Raw genomic sequence first — 22,944 nt, 5'->3', positions numbered from 1 at the left:
GATGTACGCACAACTATAATGTGCTCGGCAACAGGAAAAGGAATTGAAAAGCATCAAGCAGAAGCTGTTACGGATATCGTCCTTCAGGTTATAAAGCACCTTAACGAAAAACAGGCTGGAAGGCTGGACCTTAACAGAAACATCAAAATCCTCAAAAAGAAAGGCGGACCTGAGATTGTTGCTCTTGAAGGCCTGATCCTTGATGAAAATCCGGCAAGAGAGGATATGCCAGATGAGTTTGAAAATCCTGCGGTCCTGATTACGAATTATGACCTTAAAATAAAAAGCGGATACTTAAACCCCCAGCATAATCTCAAAATGGACTCAGTGCAGACTGCGCTCCTTTTTGAAGATAGGAAAAAGCAGATATGTGGGGGAATTGCCAGAAAAATTATTGATTCAGGTGCAAACGTGCTCTTTTCCGAAGGAGATATTGACCCCTATATTGAAACTCTACTCAGGGATAGTAATATACTGGCGTTTAAGAAACTGAAGATGAAAGATCTTGAAAAGCTTGCGGAAGCAACAGGTACAACCCTGATGAGCCAGCAGGACGAGATTCACCCCTGCGACCTCGGAAAAGCAGACAGCATAAGGCTTGAAAAGAAAAACGGGGAAAACTTTGTTTTCATCGCCGTGAAAGATAAAGCAGTAGCCACTATCTTAATATGGGAACCTGTAAAGTACGGGCTTGATAAGGTAGAAGAAGCAGTTGACGATGCCCTGAATAATGCGGCATTCCTTCTAAAAAACAGAGAAATCGTGAATGGAGGGGGAGCAATAGAGTTTGAACTGGCGCACATGGTCAGGCTGTTTGCGGCAACACAGACCGGAAAAAGACAGCTTGCAGTTCAGGCGTATGCAGAAGCCCTCGAAAAGATCCCGACTATTCTTGCCAGAAATATGGGAATGAATGCAATTGATGCAATGGCGCAGATGAAGAATTCATATGCAAGAGGAATAGAAGCAAGAATAGACCTCTCACGAAGGGTAACTGATAAAGGGCCGAAAGTATACGATTCAGCAACGGTAAAGAAACTGGCAATTATAGCAGCTACGGAAACATCAAGAAATGTGCTCAGGATAGACGAGATTGTCCCAAAGAAGTAAAGCTTGAAATCCTTAGTTTGGTCCGTTACAACATTATACGGCATTTTATGTCATTTATCTGCAGACATCATTCTTATCCGCGAATGTTAGTCCGTCTTGTGGAATAAAGAAGAAGAGAGAAGAAAAACGAAAAACCAGAAGAAAAGAGAACTCAGAAGAAAAGAGAACTCAGAAGAAAGAGAACTCAGAAGAAAAGAAAACTCGAAAATAATGCTTCTTTTCTTTTTACGAAGGACCGCCGACAAGCTGGAGGGGATAACTTATAATCTGAATTAAGGGTTCCTGGGCAAAGTGAGTATTTTTCAGGCTGGCGGCTAGCTGTAATTATGCGAGGTGCAGGGGAGAAAAGCAGAGAAATACCATTTAAGGTTTCTGAAATAGTATGGACCAATTGATAAGGGGGAGACCGTAAATCGAAATAAACAAATCTGCAGACAATTCGTTAAAAAGTCATATATTTAAAATACCGCATATGAGGATTAATTTATATAACTAATTTGCAGATATTTTAAATGAAAAATATAAAAGTAATCCTGCTCGTATTAGTTCTCAAAAGAAAAAAGCTACAAAAGCTTAACGTAATAAAAAGAACTTTAATGGCAGATTTTAATGGCAGACCCAGACCTAAGAGACCGTTTCCTGAACGCACTGAATGGAAAAACTGTGGATAAAGTGCCTGTTCTTTCGGTAACTCAGACAGGAACCGTTGAGCTCATGAAGAAGAGCGGAGCAGCCTGGCCTGACGCTCACTTTGACGCTGAAAAGATGGCAGACCTTGCCCTTTCAGCCCATACTTTTGCAGGCCTTGAAGCTGTTCGCTACCCTTTTTGTCTAACTATCCTATCTGAAGCTCTGGGCTGCAGGGTTAACCCGGGCAGATAGGATATTCAGCCGTCTCCAGGCTCTAACCCTTTTGCAAAGGAGCCGGAAAAACTGGAGCTTCCCCTGGATTTTGCGCAGAAGGGAAGGATTCCTCTCATTGTTGATGTGACCTCTATCCTGAGGGAAAAAGCAGGTGAAGAAGTACCCCTGATAGCAGGAATGGAAGGCCCGGCATCCCTTGCTTCAAGGCTGCTTGGCACCTACAATTTTCTTACATGGATAATCAGAAGACCTGAAACTGTAAGAGAATGCCTTAAAGTCACGGGATTGATCTGTTCCGAATACACAGAAATCCTGTCCGAAGCCGGGGCAGATGCGGTTTGTATAGTAGACGGGATAGCAGGCCCGGATATGCTTGATCCCAAACAGCTTGATGCCCTCATAAAACCGAAGTATGAAAGGTTCTGCAGGTCAGGAAAAGGAATGAAGCTCATACACGTCTGCGGAAACTCAACCCCTATCCTTGAAACTCTTTCAGGATGCGGCTTTCAGGGGATCAGCATTGAAGAAAAAGTAACCGACCTGCGTGCTGCAAAAAAACTTGTAGGAAGCAAAACAAACCTGATAGGAAACCTTTCCTCTTCAGGAATCATGCTCAACGGGACCTGTGAAGAGATAAAAGAAGAAGCACAGAAGTGCCTTAGAGATGGAATCGATATACTTGCTCCCGGGTGCGGGATTGCCCCAAAAACTCCAACAAAAAACATAAAGGCACTTGTTGAAGCGAGAGATGAATATTATATTTAATATTTAACTGAAAAAGTATGGGTATCCAGAATATATGGTTGATGTATTAAGTAAAAATAGTAAGTAAAAAATAGTTGGCTTGAAACCTAAGCTATTAACTCTGACCCGTACACCTCGTTCACTATACCAAAACCTTTCTTGTCACGCTCGACGAAGGAGAGCGGCCTTGCAGACAAAAGAGAAGAAAAAAGAGAGTAAATAAAATAAGCCAAAATAAAAGTCAGAAAGTAAGACTACTAAAAAAGATGATAATGTGAGAAAAACAGAATGATTACTTTAAATTACACTATTTTTTAAATTGTTTTACTGCTGTTAGATGCTCCCTGGTTAATTAGCCGGTTTTATTCCGAAATGCCTTTAGTAGTATCTCGCATCCTTTCTTTCCACGTACTACGCCCCGCTTTAGCCTGCCTGCGTAAAGGAGATAAAACCGGAAGCATTAGCCACGCTGAGGGCTCTAATACAAAATATCAACCAGACACCGGGGGAGGACCTGCTATTACATTCCTTGGAAAATTATAGCTTTGAGGCTTCTATAAGAAGTAAATTAGGTTTTTACATACATTAACAGATTATGGATTTAGCTCTTTAAGTAAAACAACGTTTTGGCCTAAAATGTTGTATTTTTCTGCTTTTAAAGTTTGTATCCTGCATTTTACAGATGCTGATTTTATCTTTGTTTTCAAATCATTCGTATTGCCAGAAGTAACAGGACCTTGGGGAGTAAAGCTAACAATACTTGCAAGTACCCTTTTTAACTTCAGAAATTAAAATCTCTATACTAGTATCTAGAAAATTTATTTATGAGCCATTATAATTACGAAAAAGACTACTTGTAAGGAGTAATCTAAATATTAACGCCCCATAATTAAGTTGCCATGACACTAGTGCATCGATTCCAAAATAAATCCTTTATTTTGTAGTAGGTTCGTGATATGTAGGCAAACTCAAAAGTCTAGGTTTGTGAACATACTTCGGAATCACAGTACTAGTATCCTGAAGAATTCAGGCAAAAGTCTATACTTAATATATGCTAGACCTGCTGGATTAAAAACAGATTTTAGGGGAGAAGAGACTGCTTTTCGGAAAGTAAGTGATATTCTTCACGGTGCTTTGTTCCCCTAATAAAATCATAGCTTCTGTAAATTGATACCCCTCAAAAATCAATGCCCCCTCAAAAATCAATGCCTTTACTGAAATCAGGACCCTTTACGATAAGCCCCGAATTATGTTATATAGATTTAAGCCTAAAATTTAGTTAAAAAAGGACTGAATAATAGTGAAAAGCTGCGCAGCTCATTTCACTGCCTGAAATTGATTGTATACAGCGTCATTAGGTATACTTATCCTGATGTGGACAGGATATGAAGGTTATTTTTTTCATAATATCAACGACTGCTGCAAGTGGAGTATAAAAATGTACGGGATCGCACTTGACCTGGGAACCAGCGGCTTTAGAGCGCAGCTTATAGACCTGGAAACAAAAAAAGTCATAAGAACCGCCATGACAATGAGGCACCCCCTGCCCGGGGGCAATGTAATTGACCATCTGGACTTTGCACTGGAAGTAGGAGAAGACATTGCAAACAATATCATACTGGATGCGGTCAGTAAGATTATTGAGACATTTGAGGTAGACCCAGCCTGCATTCAGAAACTGGTAGTATGCGGGAATCCAATCCAGCTTTCACTCTTCCAGAACTCGGAGATAAGGGACCTTGCCTTTGCCGGAAAAAATATGCAGAAAAGGCTTGGAGTCGAGAATGTGGACCGGAGTGCCAGGGTCTTTCCGGCATCCGAACTTTTCAAGGGTGCTCTGGAGCTACCGAATTGCGAAATAACCGTGCCCCCGGCTATTGCTCACGAGATAGGAGCCGATGCCCTGGCAATGATGATCGAAACAGACTTCCTGAACCGGAAAGAGGTCTCCATCGTCACTGATTACGGGACGAATGCGGAAATGGCAATAAAAGCAGGAGACAGGATTATCACAGGCAGCGCGGCTGCAGGACCTGCAATCGAAGGGCAGGGTATCAGTTGCGGAATGATTGCAAGCCCGGGTGCGATTTCTGATGTAAATATTGAAAAGCAAGGTAACGAAAAGGACTGCTGGCGGCTTACAGTCCTGAACGAGAAAATGGAAGGAAGACCCGGGGCTCTGATAAACCCTGTTACTGGTGAGACTGTGGAGAAAGGAGAAATCGAAGCTATAGGGATTACCGGAACAGGTGTAATTGCAGTTATTGCCCTTGCAATGGAAACAGGGCTTATGGAACAGCCTCCTAAACTGCCAAATGGAAGGCTGATCCTTGGAAACGGTATAGAAATTACAGACGGAGATATCGCTGAAGCCGGAAAAGCCATCGGAGCAATCAGGGCAGCTCAGTTAACCCTCCTGCTTGAAGCCGGAATACCTTTTGAGGAACTAGAAAACGTCTACATGTCAGGAGCCTCAGGGACATATGTGGACTGCAGGAAAGCCAGAAAAATAGGCTCCTGTCCGGATTTCTCAAAAAAGACTGTTCAATTCGGAAACACTTCCATAGCCCTTGCACGTGAAATTATCCTCGACGAATCCAGGCTCGGGGAAGTAATTGCCCTTGCAGGGACGATAAAAGCCGATCACCTGATGATGGCTACCAGTGAGACCTTCAAGAATATCTATACGTGCGAACTTTCTTACTGGACCGAAGGCATGAGTATGAAGCTATACAAAAAGTTTTTCAAAATGTACAAATACCCTCCTCTCCCTGAACCCGCAGAGAATGCAGAGATGGAAAAAAAGGTTACCAGAGACATAGAAGAAACAGGAAATGTTCCTGTAGAGATAGTAGAAGATGTGGGGATCACTATAGAGGTTCCTGTAGAAGGCTGCCTCCAGTGCAGTCGCTGTAACGAAGAATGCCCGGAAAACGCCCTTGTGACCATAGAGAAAAACGGAAGTTTCTTTGCAAGTTGCAGAACTCAGGACTGTCTTGGAACAAGCTGCAGACGCTGCGTACGGGCATGCCCGATAAAAGCAATAGACTTCAAAAATATTGCAGCTCTAAGTGTAAACGGACCTCAGAGAAGTGGTATGACCGGCGGAGTATATTGACGGAAAATTCTTAAAAACATACAACTGGAAGGGCTTCAAAATGACAGAAATAAGCATATCTTCTCGCGTCTGTGGTACAAACCATACAATAAAGGGGAGAGTTGAAGGAGGCAGAATCATCATAGAGATTGATACTCCCTGTGAAAAGTTCAGAGAATTCGCTTGCCTTGAAATCCCGGTTCAGGAATTATCCGATATTGAAAAAAATCTCATAAGTGAAATGGAAAGGCAAATGAACTGTTCCTTCGAATGCACTAAAGAATGTGCCCTGGACTGTACCATGCACTGTCTTATTCCTTCTGCGGTGTTCGATGTTTTCAGTATAGAAAAAGAGCTGGCAGAAGTAAGGCTTTTAAAAACGCCTTTTCTTGAAGTCAGTAAGTGTACCGCTTCAGATTATGAGTAACTGCTGAGCAGGGCCTTTCTACACAGCCAGCCCTCGCTTCTTATTTAATTTTAGACCTGACTCAGTTTTGTAACTGAAACTAAAAAAGCAGTTTGACTTTTTATTCCCCTTTCTAAAAAAGCTTGTTTTACCAGTAATTACAAAATTGATTGTAAAGAGCAAAGGAAAAAAGAAATGGGAAAAATTGCTTTTAGAATCCGGTAATTTCTTACTTTCCCTTTGCTTTTCCTGATATTTAGAGCATACTGGCCGGCATCTGTTCTTTAAAACTCTTTTTAAATTCAAGATACTGCTGAGCAATCTCTCCTGCCTTCTTCTGGCTAATGGCTTTTCGAGCTTCCTCAAATACTTTGCTTTCTTCTTCTTCCACGTGATGCTCTATGCTTTCTTTCAGCTCTTTGAGTTTAGATGCCCAGTTTTTGTCCCCCTCTTTCATATTTTCGAGTTCAGACATCAGGGATCTTGCTTCATCGTGCTCTTCGTAAGCATGGTTGACAAGATCACGTAATTCCTCTTTCTTCTCAAGCTCCGGATAGAAGAGTTTTTCTTCCCCTGCCATATGAGGATCAGTTTCAGCTTTTATTTTAAGCAGAGTTTCTCTTGAGTTATCACGCATGGCCTGTTGAAAAAGGTCAGCTACCATTTTATGTTCTCTTATTAGTATGTCATAAATTGTTTCCATAATTCCCCCCCCTCTGATTTGAGGTATAACAAAGGTTATTCGGTCAAGCATATAAATAAGTAACCGGTACTCCCAATTAATAAAAACAGTAATGGTAAAAGGAATCTACTTAATTTCTTTTTATAGATATTAGTATAAAAATAAAAACGAAAATAGCATGAAATAAAATGAAAATGATGGGAATAAAAATATTCACGTGTGCTCTGATGTATCCATACATCTCCCTCACAATCCGGAAATGAACTCCCTTTTTCCAGCCAGTCAGTATCACCTGTTTTATAGCAAGAGTAATAACCTGAGCTTTCGACCTTTGTACCTGCTTTGTAAGGGTTTAATTCCTTAATCATATCTTCAGAGATTGTGGGCAAGTCAGGTTTCTGTTTTTCAGCAGGAAATTTAAAAACACTCACACTACCTTCTCTTTCAAGATAAGCAGTCTCGATTTCCCCCAGAGTTTTGATACCCTTGTTTCTCAATACAGAGTTCTGATACCCTTGTTTCTCAATAAAAGGAAAATCTCGTCCTGAGTAGGTGTATGCTTTCTTATTGATTTTGAGTTCAGAATTCCGTTACTTATAATTTTTACGGGCATACCCTCAGTCAAATCCTCATACCGGAAATCTATTCACAAGCGATGTCTGTATCCTGTAACATACCGTAATGGTCCCAATTGCAAAGCCTGACCACAGTAGAGCAACGTCCGGATAAAACATAGAATCTCCCATAGCCGATCCAAGGGCAATAATAATCAAAAGATCAAAAGATGTCAGCTGATCAACTGCTCGCCTGCCTAAAAGGCGCATGATAACCAGTGCAAAAATAAACATGAAAGCTGACCTGAGAATCACTTCAGCTAAAAAAAGTCAAGGAACAGAAGCTATAAGAATCCTTGCTAGTTCGAAAACCTCAATCGGCTCATTTACCATATTATTCAGTCCCTTTCTAAGAGCATAAAACCTTTCAGGTTCGGTTTCCTGAAAAGGATAAAAAAGAAATTAAACACAAAAAGGGCATAGATATAGAAAAAAATTAAGGAAGGAAGAAATTCCTTCCCGCAAAAAATCTAATTACTTTTTATCTTTTGTCTGCCGATAAACCAGATAGGCTCCGATGATGAGCAGTACCAGGAGAATTGGAAACACTATACCTGCACTACCGGATTTTTCGGATCTGTCATTTTCTTCAGAACCAGGCTCATCAGAATGAGTTCCTTCTTCGACAGAGACAGGTTTCCCGGAATCAGAATCGTGAGATCCCAATGTATCCTCTTCTCCTTCCGGAAGAGTCAAACTGGTACCTTTGCTTTCGGTCCCGGACGTACTTTCGCCATCAACTTCTGAAGAGGAAGGGATAATAGTAGCCGAACCGGTACCGTGACCTCCCCCACATGGAGTGGAGATTTTCTCAGCTGTTACGGAGAACGGGGAAAAGCCTGGGGTCTCTGCACGGAAATAGCAATATTCGGCGTCTGACCCGGTTTTCCAGGTATTAAGAGACTTCCATTCCCCATTGTGGTACCTGTTCAGCCGGACAGTCCCATCAACAACTGTTTCCAGCCAATCTCTACTGACTTTGAAATCAATAAACTTGGAGTCGGAACCTGTCTCATTCATAACCGTCTGGTTGCTGAAGTGAATATTTATGTGCTGGTAAACATCTCCATCAGGGTCTTTTGAGACCTCGGATGCCTTATCTTTAAGGACTTCAATAAAGACAGAAACATTTCCGGATGAAGAAGCGTTGAAAGAAATTCCGAGAATGATATTGTCGTCAGTATTGTCCGGTTCCTCCGTGAAATTAAATGTTACCGATTCGTTCTTCTCGACTTTCCTGACAGGCAGCACCACCGTGTTGTTGATGTTTGCTTTGCTCTCCGTGGATTTGGTGATAAGGAAATTCCAGGTATGGTTTATGGCAGCACTGCCGTTTGAAACTCTGCTGGTTACGGAATACTTGCCCGCAAAGAGGCTGCTGTTTTCAACGCTTGTGTAGTTGTTCTTGAACTTTTCATTTTCCCAGAGGACTTCGGGAGAAAGGGCTAGAGACGCATACGCACTATTTTCCGCATTCCCTTCCGAAGAATCTTTCCCGTTCACATACCATGTGAAGTTGCAGAGCATATGAGTCGAGATGTTAAACTCCTTGTCAGGGTCTCCCACATGCAGCAGTTTCAGGTCTTTAGGGTTATAGCCAGCAATCGGGGTGACTGTAACCTCGGATTCACCCTCAACAGGTATGGCTGTCACACCTTCCGCCGCAACGTTTCCTTCGATTCCGAAGACCCCAAAGTCCGAGTCAAGAGGAGCTTTCAGAGCGTAAACCAGCTGTCTGGACTCATCCGCCGAACAATTATCCCAGACCCATGTATTAGAAGAAGAGTCGAATTCCGCACCTGCATTGTCTATGGGAATCAGGATCCAGCCCGCAGGGATATCTTCAACTACGGTAAGGTTCCGGAGGTCCCAGGCGCTCTCAACGGAAAGGTTTACAGTAAATTCTTCCCAGGGGTAAACGCTGGCCTTTGACAGTGTCCTCTCCGAAATAACCGGATGTGTCAGGACGTTGATGCAGTCCTCCACAACTTTTGTATCGTTTCCATAAGCATTGGAAATGTATAAGCTCACATTATAGCTGCCCGGAGTTTCATAGATATGGACAGGGTTTTCCTCAGTGTAATCGACTTTCCCGTCCCCATCAATGTCCCATTCCCAAGAAACGGCATTATAAGACGTATCGGTGAAGTTTACAGTCAAAGGTGCAGGCCCTTTCATAAGGCTTGCCAAAAAGTTTGCTGTAGGAGGGAAGGGCTGTATTGTGACATTGATGAAGGCTTCAACGGTCTTATTCACCGTTGTCTCATTTCCGCTTGCGCCCAGAGTGACGGTATAAAGGCCGTGTTCCTCGTAGGTGTGCACAGGATTCCTTTCATTTGAGCCGCTCCCGTCCCCGAAGTCCCATTCAACTGATTCGGCATAGATTGAATTATCCATAAACTGCACAGTCAACGGATAAGGACCAGTGGTCACGTTTGCGCCAAAATCAGGGATTGGAAGAAGGACGACGTTGATGTAATTTTCAACTGTCTTTGTTACTGAAGTCCCGTTGCCGGTTGCAGTCAGGGAAACCGAATACAGACCAGCAGCAGAGTATGTATGGATTGGATTGAGTTCATTTGAGCTGTTTCCATCACCGAAACTCCATTCTAAGGTTTCAGCGTACTGAGATTCATCAGTGAACTGGATTGTCAATGGGAATGTGCCGTCAGTGACATTGGCACTGAAGTCAGGAACAGGAGGAATGGTCACATTGATGTAACTGTCAATGGTTTTAGTCACTGAAGTTCCATTTCCGGTTGCTGTAAGGGAAACACTGTACAGACCAGCTTCGGAATAGGTATGAACGGGATTCAGGCCAGTTGAACTGCTTCCGTCTCCGAAGTTCCATTCAACAGATTCAGCATACTGAGACTCATCAGTGAACTGGACTGTCAGCGGGAATGTGCCGTCAGTGACATTGGCACTGAAGTCAGGAACAGGAGGAATTGTTACATTAGTACAATCTTCAACGGTTTTTGTAACGGATGTTCCATTTCCAGTTGCAATTAACGAAACGCTGTATAATCCGGGTTCGGAATAGGTATGAACAGGATTCGGGTCAGTTGAACTGTTTCCATCTCCGAAATTCCATTCTACGGTTTCAGCGTACTGAGATTCATCAGTGAACTGGACTGTCAGCGGGAATGTGCCGTCAGCGATGTCGGTACTGAAATCGGGAATTGGCAACGCTTGCACGAATATATAATCTTCCCGGACAGATGTATTGGAGCTACCTACCGAATTATTCACTGTTAGTGATACAGTATGATATCCGGGCTCAAAATATGTGTGTGTGGAGTTTTGAAGCTCCGAACTGTTTCCGTCTCCGAAGTCCCAGTGCCAGGATGCTGCATTTTCGGACAGGTCATAGAAACTCACAGTAAGCGGCTGGATCCCCAGGGTCACGTTGGAGTCAAAATTTGCCACAGGAAGAGGGATCAGAGGAGCAGTCCATCCGATACTTGCCTGATTTGACGTGACGATCTCGCCTGCGGTGTTCATAAAGCTTGCTTCTATAAGGTCAGTACCCGTGGAAGTCCCGGAATAGCTGAAATTAGCCCGCCCGGCTGCATCCGTTGTAGCAGAGCCGCTCTGGCCTGCATTCGGGCCTGAAACAACTGAGAAATTGACCTCTTTTCCCTCGAGAGGATTTCCGTCATCGTCCTGCACCACAGAGGCGAGGGTATATTGAGACCCGACAGAAACGTTTCCGGAAGCAGGGAACAGGAGAATCCCTTCGCCTACCATCGCAGTAGTTGATTTCAGGAAAAAGTATGAAAAGAATATGTTGTCATCATTAGAAGGGTTCTGAGTAAAGACCGAGATCTCGGTATCCCCGTTGTTTACGAAAGGCAGAAGGTTGTAGAGTTCGTCATCGGTCCGTTGATTGATCGGGGCTGCTAATGGGTCCGAAGGATTTTCAATGCTGTCGTCCAGTCCTCCTACAGTCAAAAGCGCGCCGTTACCACTGTACCCATCATCTTCCCCTCCGGCCGAACTGGTAACCCTTACCCCATTTACATCAACATTACTGACCTGGCTACCCCCGCTAGCCTGGTAACTGAAAGATATGCCAAGTCCCATATTAACTATTAAATTCGCATTACCTTTATTGATGGGGTCCCCAAGCTTGATGCTGAAGGTATCCCCTGTTGGATCCTGGCAGCCAAACAGCAGTATAACTGTATTATCTTCCACCTGGTTAGGGTCCTTAAATATTACTACTAAGACTTCTCCGTCAGAAGAAGATGCGCTGGTTTCTGTAATGGTGAAGTCAATCCTCCCTGCCGGGGCGACATCAACTACAGGTTTAACAAACGATGTAACATCTGCCCAATAGTTATAGCAGGTCGAACTGGTTGCAGTACTATTCCACACGACTGTATTCCCATTAATCAGAACGCTTCCTTCAGGGATCTGACTACCCCACGATCCAGCAGCGATAAGATAAGCACTTTTTACAGTAGCGCCCGTGGGTTTTTCCACCTGGATAGTGCCACTGCCGGAAGTCCCAAGCCCGTCCACGGAGACACTTATTTTTCCTGTCTCCGTGACCATTGGCTGCAAAGAAGTGCCTGAAGAGCTCCCTCCAACTAGTGTGTAAGGACTGTTTAGAATCTGATCATTTCCCAGGGCAATACCCGGGGTCATTTCATTTTCTGCACAGACCTGCAAAGGGAAGGCAGAAAGTAGAATAAAAACTGCAAAGAAAACAAAGAAGGATTTTAAAAGAGTTCCGGATTCGGGTTTCATTTTTCACACCTAAAGTCTTTTTCAAGACTAATTATCTACCATTAAAGAGGCCTAAATATCCGATAGAGAGTTCAATGGAAACTTCGGAAATATCTGAGACGAATATAATTTTAATTTTTCCAAATTATATAGTAAGTAAGAGTATTAGAAATATAATAAAGTGGCGATTAAAAAGAGGTAATAAGAATAAGGAAAAAGGATATAGGACCCATTATTAAGAAAAAATATTAATAGCCAGAGAAATGAAAATAGAAATCTCCATGTTATAAAAGAGCAGAAGTCTTAATCAAAAATTAAAATAAGTATTAAAAAGAAAAAATGCTGGTTTTCAACAGCTTAAAGTTGCTCTTTTGCTTCATTCATATCTACCGTATTTTTCTGCTGCATCTACCATTGCCATCACCTTTATAGGCGCTGCATTGACCGGAAATTCGCAACCTGGAGAAAGAACAAATCCAGAAGGAGAATTAATGCCTTCTTCGATATTTTGCCTGCAGAGCTCCACAACTTCTTCATAAGAACTTGTCAGGAAAAGCGGAGGATTGATATTACCACAGATAACATCGTGGTCTCCAAACATTTTGATCTGATCCCTGATAGGCGTCTCAGGCCCGAAGAGCCAGAAATATTTTCCAGACCAGTTCAGTTCCTCTCTTAACTTTGCATAGTATGGAAGGTTCAGGTTCTGGTTAGCACAGGGATGCATAAGCACGGCGTGTATGCCCAGTTCCTTTACATGGGAATGAACCTTTTTCATATATGGATACGCAAATTCCTCAAACATTTGCGGAGGAATCATATTATTTGATTCGGATGGTCCTCCGTCAAATGGAAGCAGGCTTTCTGAGCCGTATTTATCTGAAAAATAATCTAAAGCGTTAATAAACAGATCACTTACTTTATCAAGTAAGAGATGGACAGCTTTCGGGTCCATAATAAGCCACGTCAAAAATTCAGATGTATCCGCAACGACCGAAGCCGCAGTAAAATTACTGCCTGTTTGTACAGTAACCGGCATTCCGAGTTCAAAACATCTGGCTGCAACTCTATCTGCAATTTTATATCCGCCAGGTAATTCCCTGTCAAAATCCGGAACTTCAAGCTTCTCAATATCTTCTATGGAATTCACAGGGTGCCTTTTTATATAGGGTGCGCCCTGCCCTTTTCCATAAGGAAAAGCTATCTCCCCTCCAAATTCCCATGCTCCGCACGATGCATATCCATACATTGGAGTTTGCTCATAACCATGAAGCCGCATGGACGCAAACTGCGCCTCAAAGCATTTGTCCCCGTCTGCATAAAAATCTCCAAGAGATATGCCTGTAATTTTTGCAGCATATCCCTCTACAAACGGAATTACCGGTATGCGGTCAGGTTTTTGTCCTGACATAACAGCTGCCATACGTTCTGATGATGTCATTCTGGATACCATTGGAATCATTCCTCCACTAGCTATATTTCTTTGAAATATGCAACTGAAAACATAAACATATACCGAAACTGTAACGACTTAAACAAAAAAATAGGAAAATAACCCATATACTTTCAGTTTATAGATAACACTACAGAATAAAATGGAGAAAAATAACCTTAATCCAGAAAACTGCAGTAAGTACCTAATTTAACAGGTATTAATCAAAAAAACGTCATTAATAAAGTGAATTTACAGGAAATAAACAGAAAAAAGGCAAAGTTTTAAAGAAATCAAAGCTCTAAAAGAAATAAATGAAAATAAATAAAATTTAGGTGCCCGAAGCGAGAATCAAACTTGATGTTCGACGCACCTGCACTCCTTAAAGAAAAAAATAGCAGAGTGTTTAATGGAACGCCCTCACTATTCAGTAAAACAGGGCCAGAAATTCGTAGAACTCCTTTGGATCTGCTCCGGTTATTTTCACATTTCCATCTGAAACAGCTTTCTGGGGATCAAGTTTTCCCAGAACGAGGTTCTTCCAGACCAGTAAGCTGGTAGTAATGGTAAACTCAGCATCCTCTGGGGTCTCAGGCTGAACCTCAACGATACCCTTACGAACATACAGAGCATAGTCGGAAGATTCGTCGTTCTTATCTGCATCTGTCAGGTGAACTCCAACAACCATATCCTCGTCCATGGATTTGGAGGCGTTGAGACTGACAGCCATAATTCTAAAGAGAGTATCCATTGGCATATAGGTGACGACTTTATCCTCCATACTGGCAAAAGCAAGTTTCGGTTTCCCACTTATCGGTATTGTTGCCTGTCCTGTCTCCACGAGATACTCAGATAAGAGATAGTTACGCTCCTGAGCATTCGTAGTATTTTCGGCCAGAGCGATCATTGACGAATTCTTTATCTCGCGTGCCTCAGAATTTTCCGGATCGAGCAGGAGAACATCGTCAGCAAGTAACAGGGCCCACTCTAGATTGCCTTCATCCAGAGCATTTTTAGCTTTATCTGTAAGCTCGTCAACTCCGCCTGCCAGCTAAGCCGCCATTTCAGCTTTTTCTGTGGTAGACTGTGGGTACATGTCTCTGGATTTGCCGGTATAATAACCTCTATACCACCAGAAAATCTCGTATATGTCCCTTTCCACGCTTCCATAATACCCCTGCAAATAGGGATCACTGGCTAGATGAGGTGGTAACTCAACTATTTCTTTGATTTCTCCCGGTGTCAGGCCTTTGTTCATATTTTGTACTGTCTGGTCATGGACAAACTGAATGGCGTCACGATAGTTGGTTAAGGTATGACTGATATTCTCTTCCCCGACAATAACGGGATTGGGACCGTGGAGTGAAACCATGTATTCAGGACTGAAGCTGCGACAAAGGTCTATGCTATCGATATAATCCAGTGGATTTCTCATGACCGCCCCTCTCATGGTGGTAATTGCCGGGAATGACTCGTAACAGTTGGCGATTTGAATCAGGGTTTTCTTCTCTGGCAGCCAGATGACAAGCACGTCACGGGTCTCACCTGGAGCTGAAAAGATGCTGAGATTAACTCCTGCAATATTTGTCTCCAGCATATCATTTACAGTTATGGTAGCTGGCAGATAGCCTGAAGGCCCCCGGATCTGCTTATAAAAAAGTGCACCGCCTGAATACCAGCCAGAATCATTGGCATATAAGCCCCCCATCATCATGGCGCCGCCTTCAAGTTTGACTTGCCTAACTATATAAATATAGAGGGAAGGACCATTCAAGCGCACGAGCTCCTAAGAGAATGAGTCTTTTATCTATCTCGTTTGACCCTATTGAGGTAACCTTCCCTCGTATATGACAGAGTTGACAAAGCTCACCCTAAAACCAATTTATTTCACATCAATAAGAGTTTCAGAGCTATATTCCCAACCAGAATATCGATTTATTATCCAAAATTCAAGACTGAGAACGTAATTATGAGTTTTGGAAATCAATACACGCAGAAAGCAAAAAATCTTGAGAAATCTTTAAAAAGACCTGTAAAAGCGAATGAAAACTTGAGGTTAAGAGGTTGCAGCCTAATACTTGAGCTTTACTTGGTTATCAAATATTTAGGAAAAGAAGAGTAAAAAGTACTTGAAAAAAGATTTAAGTGCCCGGAGCGTGACTCGAACACGCGACCTCCAGATATCTCAGGAGATTAAAGACGCCTCATATAAGGTCCCTATGAGTCTGGCGCCCCAACCGACTAGGCTATCCGGGCTTGCAACACACAAATGTATTAACATATATTAAAGGGTAACGATCGGAAGAGAGTAAAAAGGGCATTTTTGTTATGTTTGATACGGGGAATATGCCTCAATAATGGAAAAGAGAACTCTGTAAGATAGGAAAAATAATCCTTTGGACTTTCAGGACACATGAAGAGCATCAGTGAACACGTTATGTTAGAGGTAACATAATAGGGTAATATATAATAAAAGGAAATTATTGGGATATAGCCTATATAACAAATAAATATATAATTAAGAAGTGATATAAGATAAGCTTTCAGGTCGATTTTTAAAAACAGGGAAAGCAGGAAAGTTAGTCCGGCAGAGACTTAACTGGTTATATCCACATGTGTAGGCTGTCAATAGATGTAAATCTGGATAAATATATATAAACCATATAATTATAATGAATGATCGAAATAGATCCTCAGTCAAAGGAACTGTCCGGAAGGTTACATTTTTCATACCGGCACATATCTTCAAGACTTAAAACGCCAGCATAGGAATTGATTTCGGTTACACCTTCAATAAATTATACTTTAACAGGTTAGCTCTAAAAGTGCAATTTACTAAATCGTTATCACGAGCAATTAATTCCCAAGCTGAAGTATTCAATTCCCCCATTAATCTAAAGACTAAAATATCCCGAGAAAGCCCTGGCCTCAGATTAACCATCAGTTCTTAGAAGACACTGGAATCATCAGGTCAAAAATGCCATTGAAAACAGAGGACTTGGGATTGATACTTAAAAAATTGATTTGTTATTCAGCTTATTGAGATACCTGGATTAAACCCAGATGAGGAATTTCCATGAAAATAAAAGCAAATCTCATATCCGGAAGGACCGCCGACCAGGGCGCACATCTGGAAGCAAAAACACATAAAGGTTATTTTGATGCCTGTACTTACTGCGAACTGAACTCCGCAGACCTTGAGAGGCTGGGCGCCTCCGAGGGAGATAACCTGAAGGTCACCACCGAGTTTGGGGAAGTGGTGGTATTTGCAAAGGCAAATGAAGGAAACCCTGAAGGACTTGCCTTTATCCCTATGGGCCCCTGGGCAAACGCAGTGCTGAGCCCTGACACACACGGCTGCGGAATGCCGGGCTTCAAAGGCGTCCCCGCGGAAATTGAGGTCACGGATGAAAAGCCCCTGGAAATGAAAGCCCTGATGAAGAAGTATATGGAAGACTGACTCCGGGTTCCTCTAACGCGAAAAACTCATATTTTCATTAGGTCCGGAGAAACTTAAAAAATTCGGAGGAAAAAATATGCCAGTAATTAAAGACGCAGTATGTTCCCTATGCGGGTCCCTCTGCGACGATATCACGGTCACTGTTGAAAATAATAAGATTACAAAAATAGAAAATGCCTGCATTCTCGGGCACAGCAAGTTTGTCGGCATGTTCGAGCATGACAGGATAGAAACCCCTATGATCAGAAAAGATGGGGAACTTGTCCCTGTCCCTTACGAGGAGGCAATCGAAGCTGCCGCAAAAATCCTGGTAAATTCTAAGAGGACGCTTTCCTACGGCTGGTGTTCTACTTCCTGTGAAGCAGTCAGTGGAGCAATTCAGCTTGCCGAAGAAACAGGTTCAATTATAGATTCTACGGCAAACGTGTGCCATGGACCGTCAGCCCTTGCTGCCCAGGAGAAAGGATCTCCTTCAGCCACTCTTGGAGAGATAAAGAACAGGGCAGATGTTATCATTTTCTGGGGCTGCAATCCTGTACATGCTCATCCCAGGCATATGGTCCGCTACTCTAGCTTTTCAAAAGGCCTCTTTACAGAGAAGGGACGGAAAGGCAGAACAATGATAGTTGTTGATGTCAGAAAAACCGACACTGCAAAATTGGCTGACAGGTACGTAGAAATCGAACAGGGATCAGATCTGCTCCTCGTTACTGCCCTTCGTTCAATTGTAAACGGACACGAAGACGTTATTCCAAAAACAGTTGCAGGAGTTCCTAAGGCTGAAGTTGTTGAGCTTGCAGAAACCCTGAAGAACGCAAAGTTTGTCTGCATTTTCTTCGGTATGGGAGTAACCCAGTCCCGTTCAAAGTACAAGAACGGAGACGCCATGTCTTCTCTCATTTCAGATCTCAACCAGCACACAAAAGCAGTAATGATCGGAATGCGTGGGCACTATAATGTTACCGGTTTCGGGCAGGTAGCAACCTGGGAGACCGGATTCCCGATGGCTATCGACTTTGCAAGAGGATATCCTTATTACAACCCGGGAGAAACCGGAGCAAACGACCTGCTTGTGCGTGAAGAGCCGGATGCTGCGATTATAGCTGCAGCTGATGCAGGGGCACACTTCCCGCAGAAAGCTGTCAGGCACCTTGCGAGAATCCCCGTAATCCAGATCGACCCGTATGCCAACCCAACAACCGAAATTGCAGATGTGGTAATCCCTGCGGCTGTTGTGGGCATAGAAGCAGAGGGTACGGCTTACCGTATGGATGCAATCTCCCTCCGCATGAAGAAACTGATTGATTCAAAATTCAAGACCGACGAAGAAATCGTAAAAGACCTGACTGAAAAAGTCAGGGAAATGAAGAGAGGTGCATAAGATGTCGGAAATCCTGATTAAAAATGCCAGCGTCTGTGATCCGGCACAGGGAATTAACTGCGAGACTATGGACATCTGCATCAGAGACGGCAAGATAGTAGACAGCGTCTCTGAAAACGCGAAAGTTATCGATGCAGAAGGCAAACTTACCATGGCAGGGGGGTTTGACGGGCATACCCACAGTGCAGGCAAAATTAATGTGGGCCGCTTCATGAACCCCAACGATGCAAAGAAAAACCTTGTACCCGGGCTTTCAGGTCAGGTTGCGCGCACTGAGAAGACGAGAGCACAGGTAGGATACAACACCCCCAACACTTACGCAATCGGGTACAGATACGCAAAACTAGGGTATACAACTATCTGTGAAGCTGCAATCCCCCTTCTTGCTGCAAGGCACACCCATGAGGAATTCAAGGAAATCCCTATCCTCGACAAAATGGGACTTTCTCTCTTCGGAAGCAACTGGCAGGTTATGGAGTATATCCGGGATAAGGAGCCTGAAAAACTTGCAGCTTATATTGCCTGGGGCCTGAAAGCCTCAAGAGGCTACGGAGTAAAGATTGTAAACCCCGGGGGCGGAGAAGCATGGGGCTGGGGAAAGAACGTAAGCGGACTCTACGACCCTGTCCCTAACTTTGACGTAACCCCTGCAGAGATTCTGATGGGGCTTGCAGAAGCTAATGAACGCCTGCAGCTTCCCCACTCCGTGCATGTGCACTGCAATAACCTCGGAAAGCCAGGGAACTATGCAACTACCATAGAGACTATGAAGCTCTTTGAGAAGGTTAAGCCAAGCCGGGACAGGCAGTCTCTCCACGTCACTCACGTACAGTTTAATGCCTATGCGGGAACTTCGTGGAGGGACTTTGAGACAGGAGCCCCAATGGTCGCAGACTACGTGAACGGTGCGGACCATATGACTTTCGACCTTGGTCAGGTTATCTTTGGACCTGCTATGACCATGACCGCAGACGGACCTGTTGAGTACGCAAACGCAAGAATGCTGCATGAAAAATGGAGCAATCAGGATATCGAACTGGAAGATGCTTCCGGAGTCGTGCCCCTGTTTTATTCACCAAAAAGTTTCGTAAACGCAGTCCAGTGGGCAATCGGGCTTGAGCTCGCCCTGCTTGTAAAGGACCCCTGGAAAGTCATGTTCACAACAGACAGCCCTAATGGCGGTTCTTTCGTGAACTATCCTGAAGCCTTTACCTATCTTATGAGTGAAAAAAGGAGAGCAGAGGTAATCTCAGGCTTTTCCAAGATGGCTCTTGACAGGATGGTATTGCCTGGAATCGACAGGGAACTGGACTTTTACGAGCTCGCTGTCATGACAAGGAGCACCCAGTCAAAGATGTACAGCATGCCAGAGAAAGGAAACCTTAAGGTGGGCTCTGATGCTGACATTGCAATCTACGACATTCTCCCGGGTCATGTTGACCCCTCGACAGAGTATGCGAAGGTCAAGAAAGCTTTCTCAGGTGCGGCATATACTTTCAAGAACGGAGAAATCGTTGTAAAGGATGGAGAAATCGAAGAAACCCCGAAAGGAAAAACTTACTGGGTAAACGCGAAAGTTCCGGAAAACATCGATACTGCGATGCAGAAAGATATAGACCGCAAATTCAGGAAGTACTACACTGTGAGCAAAGCCAATTACATGGTTGAGGATATGTACCTCCAGAAGCCTGTTGAAATCGGTACTGAAGGGGTGTTCTAAATGCAGGTTGTAAAACTTTCCCTCAAAAAAGCAAATAAAATCCCCATCGAAGCCGATAATGCAAACCCTGACAATTTTGCAGGCAAGACCGCAGAAGAGATAGGGGCGATTCCTGTCTGGTACGGAAACGGGCAGTGTCCCCTTGGGGACCTCTTCAATGTAGAAGTTGAAGGCAGCGGCTCCGTAGAAAACACAAAAATCGTTTTCGAAGGAGACGTCTCCAGAGTGAAGCGCATAGGGCAGAACATGAGTGCAGGAGAAATCGAAATCAACGGCAACGTGGACATGCACTGCGGCTTTGGTATGAAGGGCGGAAAGGTTGTAATCAATGGAGATGCTGACAGCTGGCTCGGCTGTGAGATGGCAGGCGGGGAAATTATTCTCAACGGAAATGCTTCCTATTACGTGGGTTCAGGTTACCGTGGAGAGTCCTGCGGCATGCGTGGAGGAAAGATTACTGTCAACGGCAATACTAAGGACTACCTCGGAGAGCACATGTGCGGAGGGGAGATCCTCGTGAAAGGCGATGCAGGGCTCCTTCCTGCGATCTCAAACAATGGCGGAAAGATAGTCATCGAAGGCAGCGCAACCATGCCTGCAAGTGAGATGAAGAACGGCACAGTCATCATCAAAGGTGAGGTATTCGACCTGCTCCCCTCATACAAAGAAGAAGAAGGGACAGAAGAAGTCGAAGGCGTTACATACCGCAAGTTCACAGGTGACGTTAATGTCGGCGGAAAAGGCGTTTTGCTGATAAAGTAAACGACTTAAAGTGAACGAAAATTAACGAAACGAAAATTAAAGTAAACGAAAACTGATGTAAACAGATCTTTCGGATAGCACTCAGAAAGGTCCGGATAAAATAAACAAAAGTCTGGCGGATAAGAAGATCTAAGTAAACAGATACAGAGTTTTTTCTTACCCGCTTTACTATTCTTTTTGATTATTTTTGATTATTTTTGATTATTTTTGATTATTTTTGATTATTTTTGATTTTTAATTTTCTATTCCTGCCTTTTTGCTCCCCGAATTGCGCCTCGCCCGAGTTTCGCGTCGGGATCACAGGAAATCAGAGATTTCCTGGAAGTTGAACTGCAAGTGCAACAGCACGAGATCCTTTTCGCTCCGCTCCGCTTCGCTCAAGAGGACTAATTAGGACTAATTTATAGATATAGCAGTGAACTTCGCTTATGAGGACTAATTTATAGATATAGCAGGGAGCTGCGTTCAGGAGGACTAATTCAGAGATTCTGATACAATTCCGCTCAGGAAGGGCTAATTACAGGATTGGGTAAGGAAAAAGGAATAAAAAAAGAAAGAAAGGAAAAAAGTTGAAGACTGTTAGCTTTTGAAAGCAGATCAGTATCTTGTTGCTTCTGCTAGCTGTCTGATGGGAGCTTCTTCAGCAGTGTTTCCGAAGACCACTATCACATAGTTTTCATTGTTCCAGATGTAGGTGTATCTGGAAACAGATTTTCCTCCGACCGTTATGTAGTTAAGAATTTTCACAGCGGAGTGCCCGTTAAAGGACTCATCGGTAAAACGGGAGCCACTGCTTAAAGGCTTGAAGGAAGCCTTGTATGCACTGATGAAATTATTCGCAGCTTCCTCGTCTTCAAGTTCGATCACGTCTATGTAGTAGTTAGTTTCGTTAGAGTCTTTGTAGATCCCTTCGGAGACATTAAGAACTCCTGAAACATTTTCAGCTTTGTAAGTACTTTTAACCTCATCTGGGGAGAGCTGAATGGTGTCAATATATTCAAAGCCTGCAGGAAGGATTTCAACTGTGCTTATTCCAGCCGTATCTTCATCAGAAATTGCGTTTGGTTCCGGATTGTCCGAATCTGTCCCGTTAACTGCAGGGGGGTTGTTATCCACACAGCCTGAAAACGCGATCATCAAAACCGCAAACACAGATATTAGTGCTATACTTTTTTTCATAAAACTTCACCTTGATCTGTAATACCCTGAAAAACCAGGTGGTTTATAGAATCAGGATTTCAGAATTAAAAGAATCGTCAGAACTAAGAAATCTGCAAATAAAAAGTTATCTGCAAAAAGAAACCAAAAAAGAATTTAAAAGAGAGAAGGGTAAGGAAAACCCTTCACTCAGAAAATTTAGTTGTTCCTCCTGACGAGGTAGACAACTGCAAGAAGTCCGACAAGGCCAAAGACGAATCCAAAGCCAGGAGCGCCGGGTTCTTCTTCAGGCTCGGTCTCTTCAGGTTCAGTTTCGCCTTCCTCGGTTGGGGTTACTCCTTCCTCGGTTGGTTCCTCGGTTGGGGTTACTCCTTCTTCGGTTTCATTGCCTGTAACCGTTTCGGTTTCAGTTTCTTCTTCATCTACGTCGCCTTCGTCTCCGATGGTCTTCTCAACGTATGGGTAGTACCTGAGAGCGCTGGAGTCAGCAATCTTGAAGTACATGCCCTCGCCGATTTCCTCTTCGGAGTCCCTGGTCAGAGTGAAGGTGTCTTCATTGGTAATCCTGAGGGTGTTACCGCTGATCCTCACGTTGTCGAGATCGCCGAATTCATCGTCAGACTCGATGGTCATTGCGTTTGCGTAGTCAATGAGCCAGAGACCTTCGATCTGGGCAATGCTGTCGACTGCGCCCTGGAAGACCTGGTTGACGTGTACTCTGAGGACAACGACATCGTCTTCGTCCTGGACATCATCAAGTTCGACTTCCCAGGTGTTGTT

At 43.5% G+C, this 22,944-nt stretch carries 16 protein-coding genes, 1 tRNA gene and 2 pseudogenes; 9 read left to right on the top strand and 10 right to left on the bottom strand.

Features of this window, described 5'->3' with window-relative positions:
- The 4 genes and pseudogenes from FXV91_RS07025 to FXV91_RS07010 all read left to right on the top strand — a co-directional run.
- Positions 1-1,110 (top strand): TCP-1/cpn60 chaperonin family protein (locus FXV91_RS07025; RefSeq protein WP_229389857.1); only part of this gene is annotated, 1,110 nt, incomplete at its 5' end.
- 609 nt (positions 1,111-1,719) lie between these two features.
- Positions 1,720-2,739 (top strand): annotated as a pseudogene (gene mtaA, locus FXV91_RS07020) (methylcobamide:CoM methyltransferase MtaA).
- Positions 2,740-4,156: 1,417 nt separating this feature from the next.
- Positions 4,157-5,836 carry a methylamine methyltransferase corrinoid protein reductive activase gene (locus tag FXV91_RS07015; RefSeq protein ID WP_229389855.1) on the top strand — a complete coding sequence of 560 codons (1,680 nt, stop codon included), beginning with the start codon at positions 4,157-4,159 and terminating at the stop codon, positions 5,834-5,836.
- Between the two features lie 40 nt (positions 5,837-5,876).
- A complete protein-coding gene (locus tag FXV91_RS07010; protein ID WP_229389853.1) occupies positions 5,877-6,242 on the top strand; it encodes a hypothetical protein in 366 nt (121 codons plus the stop codon).
- Positions 6,243-6,477: 235 nt separating this feature from the next.
- Here FXV91_RS07010 and FXV91_RS07005 read toward each other — a convergent pair whose 3' ends face one another.
- The 7 genes and pseudogenes from FXV91_RS07005 to FXV91_RS20190 form a co-directional block, all read right to left on the bottom strand.
- A complete protein-coding gene (locus FXV91_RS07005; RefSeq protein WP_229389851.1) occupies positions 6,478-6,924 on the bottom strand; it encodes a hemerythrin domain-containing protein in 447 nt (148 codons plus the stop codon).
- Between the two features lie 35 nt (positions 6,925-6,959).
- Complete coding sequence (locus tag FXV91_RS07000) at positions 6,960-7,400, bottom strand: hypothetical protein (protein ID WP_229389849.1); 441 nt, start codon at positions 7,398-7,400, stop codon at positions 6,960-6,962.
- Positions 7,401-7,532: 132 nt separating this feature from the next.
- Positions 7,533-7,751 carry a hypothetical protein gene (locus FXV91_RS06995; RefSeq protein WP_229389848.1) on the bottom strand — a complete coding sequence of 73 codons (219 nt, stop codon included), beginning with the start codon at positions 7,749-7,751 and terminating at the stop codon, positions 7,533-7,535.
- Positions 7,752-7,991: 240 nt separating this feature from the next.
- Positions 7,992-12,272 carry a PKD domain-containing protein gene (locus FXV91_RS06990; RefSeq protein WP_229389846.1) on the bottom strand — a complete coding sequence of 1,427 codons (4,281 nt, stop codon included), beginning with the start codon at positions 12,270-12,272 and terminating at the stop codon, positions 7,992-7,994.
- A 355-nt stretch (positions 12,273-12,627) separates the two neighbouring features.
- Positions 12,628-13,704, bottom strand: coding sequence for a uroporphyrinogen decarboxylase family protein (locus tag FXV91_RS06985; RefSeq protein WP_229389845.1), 1,077 nt, complete (start codon positions 13,702-13,704; stop codon positions 12,628-12,630).
- A 406-nt stretch (positions 13,705-14,110) separates the two neighbouring features.
- Positions 14,111-14,464 carry an alkyl sulfatase C-terminal domain-containing protein gene (locus tag FXV91_RS06980; protein WP_255679975.1) on the bottom strand — a complete coding sequence of 118 codons (354 nt, stop codon included), beginning with the start codon at positions 14,462-14,464 and terminating at the stop codon, positions 14,111-14,113.
- A 78-nt stretch (positions 14,465-14,542) separates the two neighbouring features.
- Positions 14,543-15,280, bottom strand: a pseudogene (locus FXV91_RS20190) (alkyl sulfatase dimerization domain-containing protein); the annotation flags it as partial.
- Between the two features lie 372 nt (positions 15,281-15,652).
- Between FXV91_RS20190 and FXV91_RS06970 the strand changes: the two are divergent.
- Positions 15,653-15,805, top strand: coding sequence for a hypothetical protein (locus FXV91_RS06970; RefSeq protein ID WP_229389843.1), 153 nt, complete (start codon positions 15,653-15,655; stop codon positions 15,803-15,805).
- Between the two features lie 24 nt (positions 15,806-15,829).
- Here the strand turns inward: FXV91_RS06970 and FXV91_RS06965 are convergent.
- Positions 15,830-15,939 (bottom strand) — tRNA-Met (locus FXV91_RS06965).
- A gap of 820 nt (positions 15,940-16,759) precedes the next feature.
- On the opposite strand from FXV91_RS06965, the gene FXV91_RS06960 reads away from it, so the two are divergent.
- From FXV91_RS06960 to FXV91_RS06945, 4 genes are all read left to right on the top strand, one after another.
- On the top strand, positions 16,760-17,143 hold the full coding sequence (locus FXV91_RS06960; RefSeq protein WP_229389840.1) for a molybdopterin dinucleotide binding domain-containing protein: 384 nt from the start codon (positions 16,760-16,762) through the stop codon (positions 17,141-17,143).
- Between the two features lie 76 nt (positions 17,144-17,219).
- Positions 17,220-18,524, top strand: a complete 1,305-nt coding sequence (locus tag FXV91_RS06955) for a formylmethanofuran dehydrogenase subunit B (RefSeq protein WP_229389838.1) — start codon at positions 17,220-17,222, stop codon at positions 18,522-18,524.
- Position 18,525: 1 nt separating this feature from the next.
- Positions 18,526-20,244: a formylmethanofuran dehydrogenase subunit A gene (locus tag FXV91_RS06950; protein WP_229389836.1), complete on the top strand. Its 1,719-nt coding sequence runs from the start codon at positions 18,526-18,528 to the stop codon at positions 20,242-20,244.
- Positions 20,245-21,006: a formylmethanofuran dehydrogenase subunit C gene (locus FXV91_RS06945; RefSeq protein ID WP_229389834.1), complete on the top strand. Its 762-nt coding sequence runs from the start codon at positions 20,245-20,247 to the stop codon at positions 21,004-21,006.
- A 597-nt stretch (positions 21,007-21,603) separates the two neighbouring features.
- Here the strand turns inward: FXV91_RS06945 and FXV91_RS06940 are convergent.
- Both FXV91_RS06940 and FXV91_RS06935 read right to left on the bottom strand, forming a co-directional pair.
- Complete coding sequence (locus FXV91_RS06940) at positions 21,604-22,185, bottom strand: hypothetical protein (protein WP_229389832.1); 582 nt, start codon at positions 22,183-22,185, stop codon at positions 21,604-21,606.
- A gap of 177 nt (positions 22,186-22,362) precedes the next feature.
- On the bottom strand, positions 22,363-22,944 hold a 582-nt coding region (locus FXV91_RS06935; protein WP_229389830.1), incomplete at its 5' end, for an S-layer protein domain-containing protein.

It is taken from the genome of Methanosarcina sp. DH2 (genome assembly GCF_020804225.1).
Classification (GTDB): Archaea; Halobacteriota; Methanosarcinia; order Methanosarcinales; family Methanosarcinaceae; genus Methanosarcina.
This window is presented reverse-complemented; position numbering and strand designations above follow the sequence as displayed.

What these genes read in the sequence shown, in the direction of transcription:
- FXV91_RS07015 (WP_229389855.1), top strand. Translation starts at nt 4,157, where the DNA reads ATGTACGGGATCGCACTTGACCTGGGAACCAGCGGCTTTAGAGCGCAG.
- FXV91_RS07010 (WP_229389853.1), top strand. Translation starts at nt 5,877, where the DNA reads ATGACAGAAATAAGCATATCTTCTCGCGTCTGTGGTACAAACCATACA.
- FXV91_RS07005 (WP_229389851.1), bottom strand. Translation starts at nt 6,924, where the DNA reads ATGGAAACAATTTATGACATACTAATAAGAGAACATAAAATGGTAGCT.
- FXV91_RS06995 (WP_229389848.1), bottom strand. Translation starts at nt 7,751, where the DNA reads ATGTTTATTTTTGCACTGGTTATCATGCGCCTTTTAGGCAGGCGAGCA.
- FXV91_RS06990 (WP_229389846.1), bottom strand. Translation starts at nt 12,272, where the DNA reads ATGAAACCCGAATCCGGAACTCTTTTAAAATCCTTCTTTGTTTTCTTT.
- FXV91_RS06985 (WP_229389845.1), bottom strand. Translation starts at nt 13,704, where the DNA reads ATGGTATCCAGAATGACATCATCAGAACGTATGGCAGCTGTTATGTCA.
- FXV91_RS06980 (WP_255679975.1), bottom strand. Translation starts at nt 14,464, where the DNA reads ATGGAGGATAAAGTCGTCACCTATATGCCAATGGATACTCTCTTTAGA.
- FXV91_RS06970 (WP_229389843.1), top strand. Translation starts at nt 15,653, where the DNA reads ATGAGTTTTGGAAATCAATACACGCAGAAAGCAAAAAATCTTGAGAAA.
- FXV91_RS06960 (WP_229389840.1), top strand. Translation starts at nt 16,760, where the DNA reads ATGAAAATAAAAGCAAATCTCATATCCGGAAGGACCGCCGACCAGGGC.
- FXV91_RS06955 (WP_229389838.1), top strand. Translation starts at nt 17,220, where the DNA reads ATGCCAGTAATTAAAGACGCAGTATGTTCCCTATGCGGGTCCCTCTGC.
- FXV91_RS06950 (WP_229389836.1), top strand. Translation starts at nt 18,526, where the DNA reads ATGTCGGAAATCCTGATTAAAAATGCCAGCGTCTGTGATCCGGCACAG.
- FXV91_RS06945 (WP_229389834.1), top strand. Translation starts at nt 20,245, where the DNA reads ATGCAGGTTGTAAAACTTTCCCTCAAAAAAGCAAATAAAATCCCCATC.
- FXV91_RS06940 (WP_229389832.1), bottom strand. Translation starts at nt 22,185, where the DNA reads ATGAAAAAAAGTATAGCACTAATATCTGTGTTTGCGGTTTTGATGATC.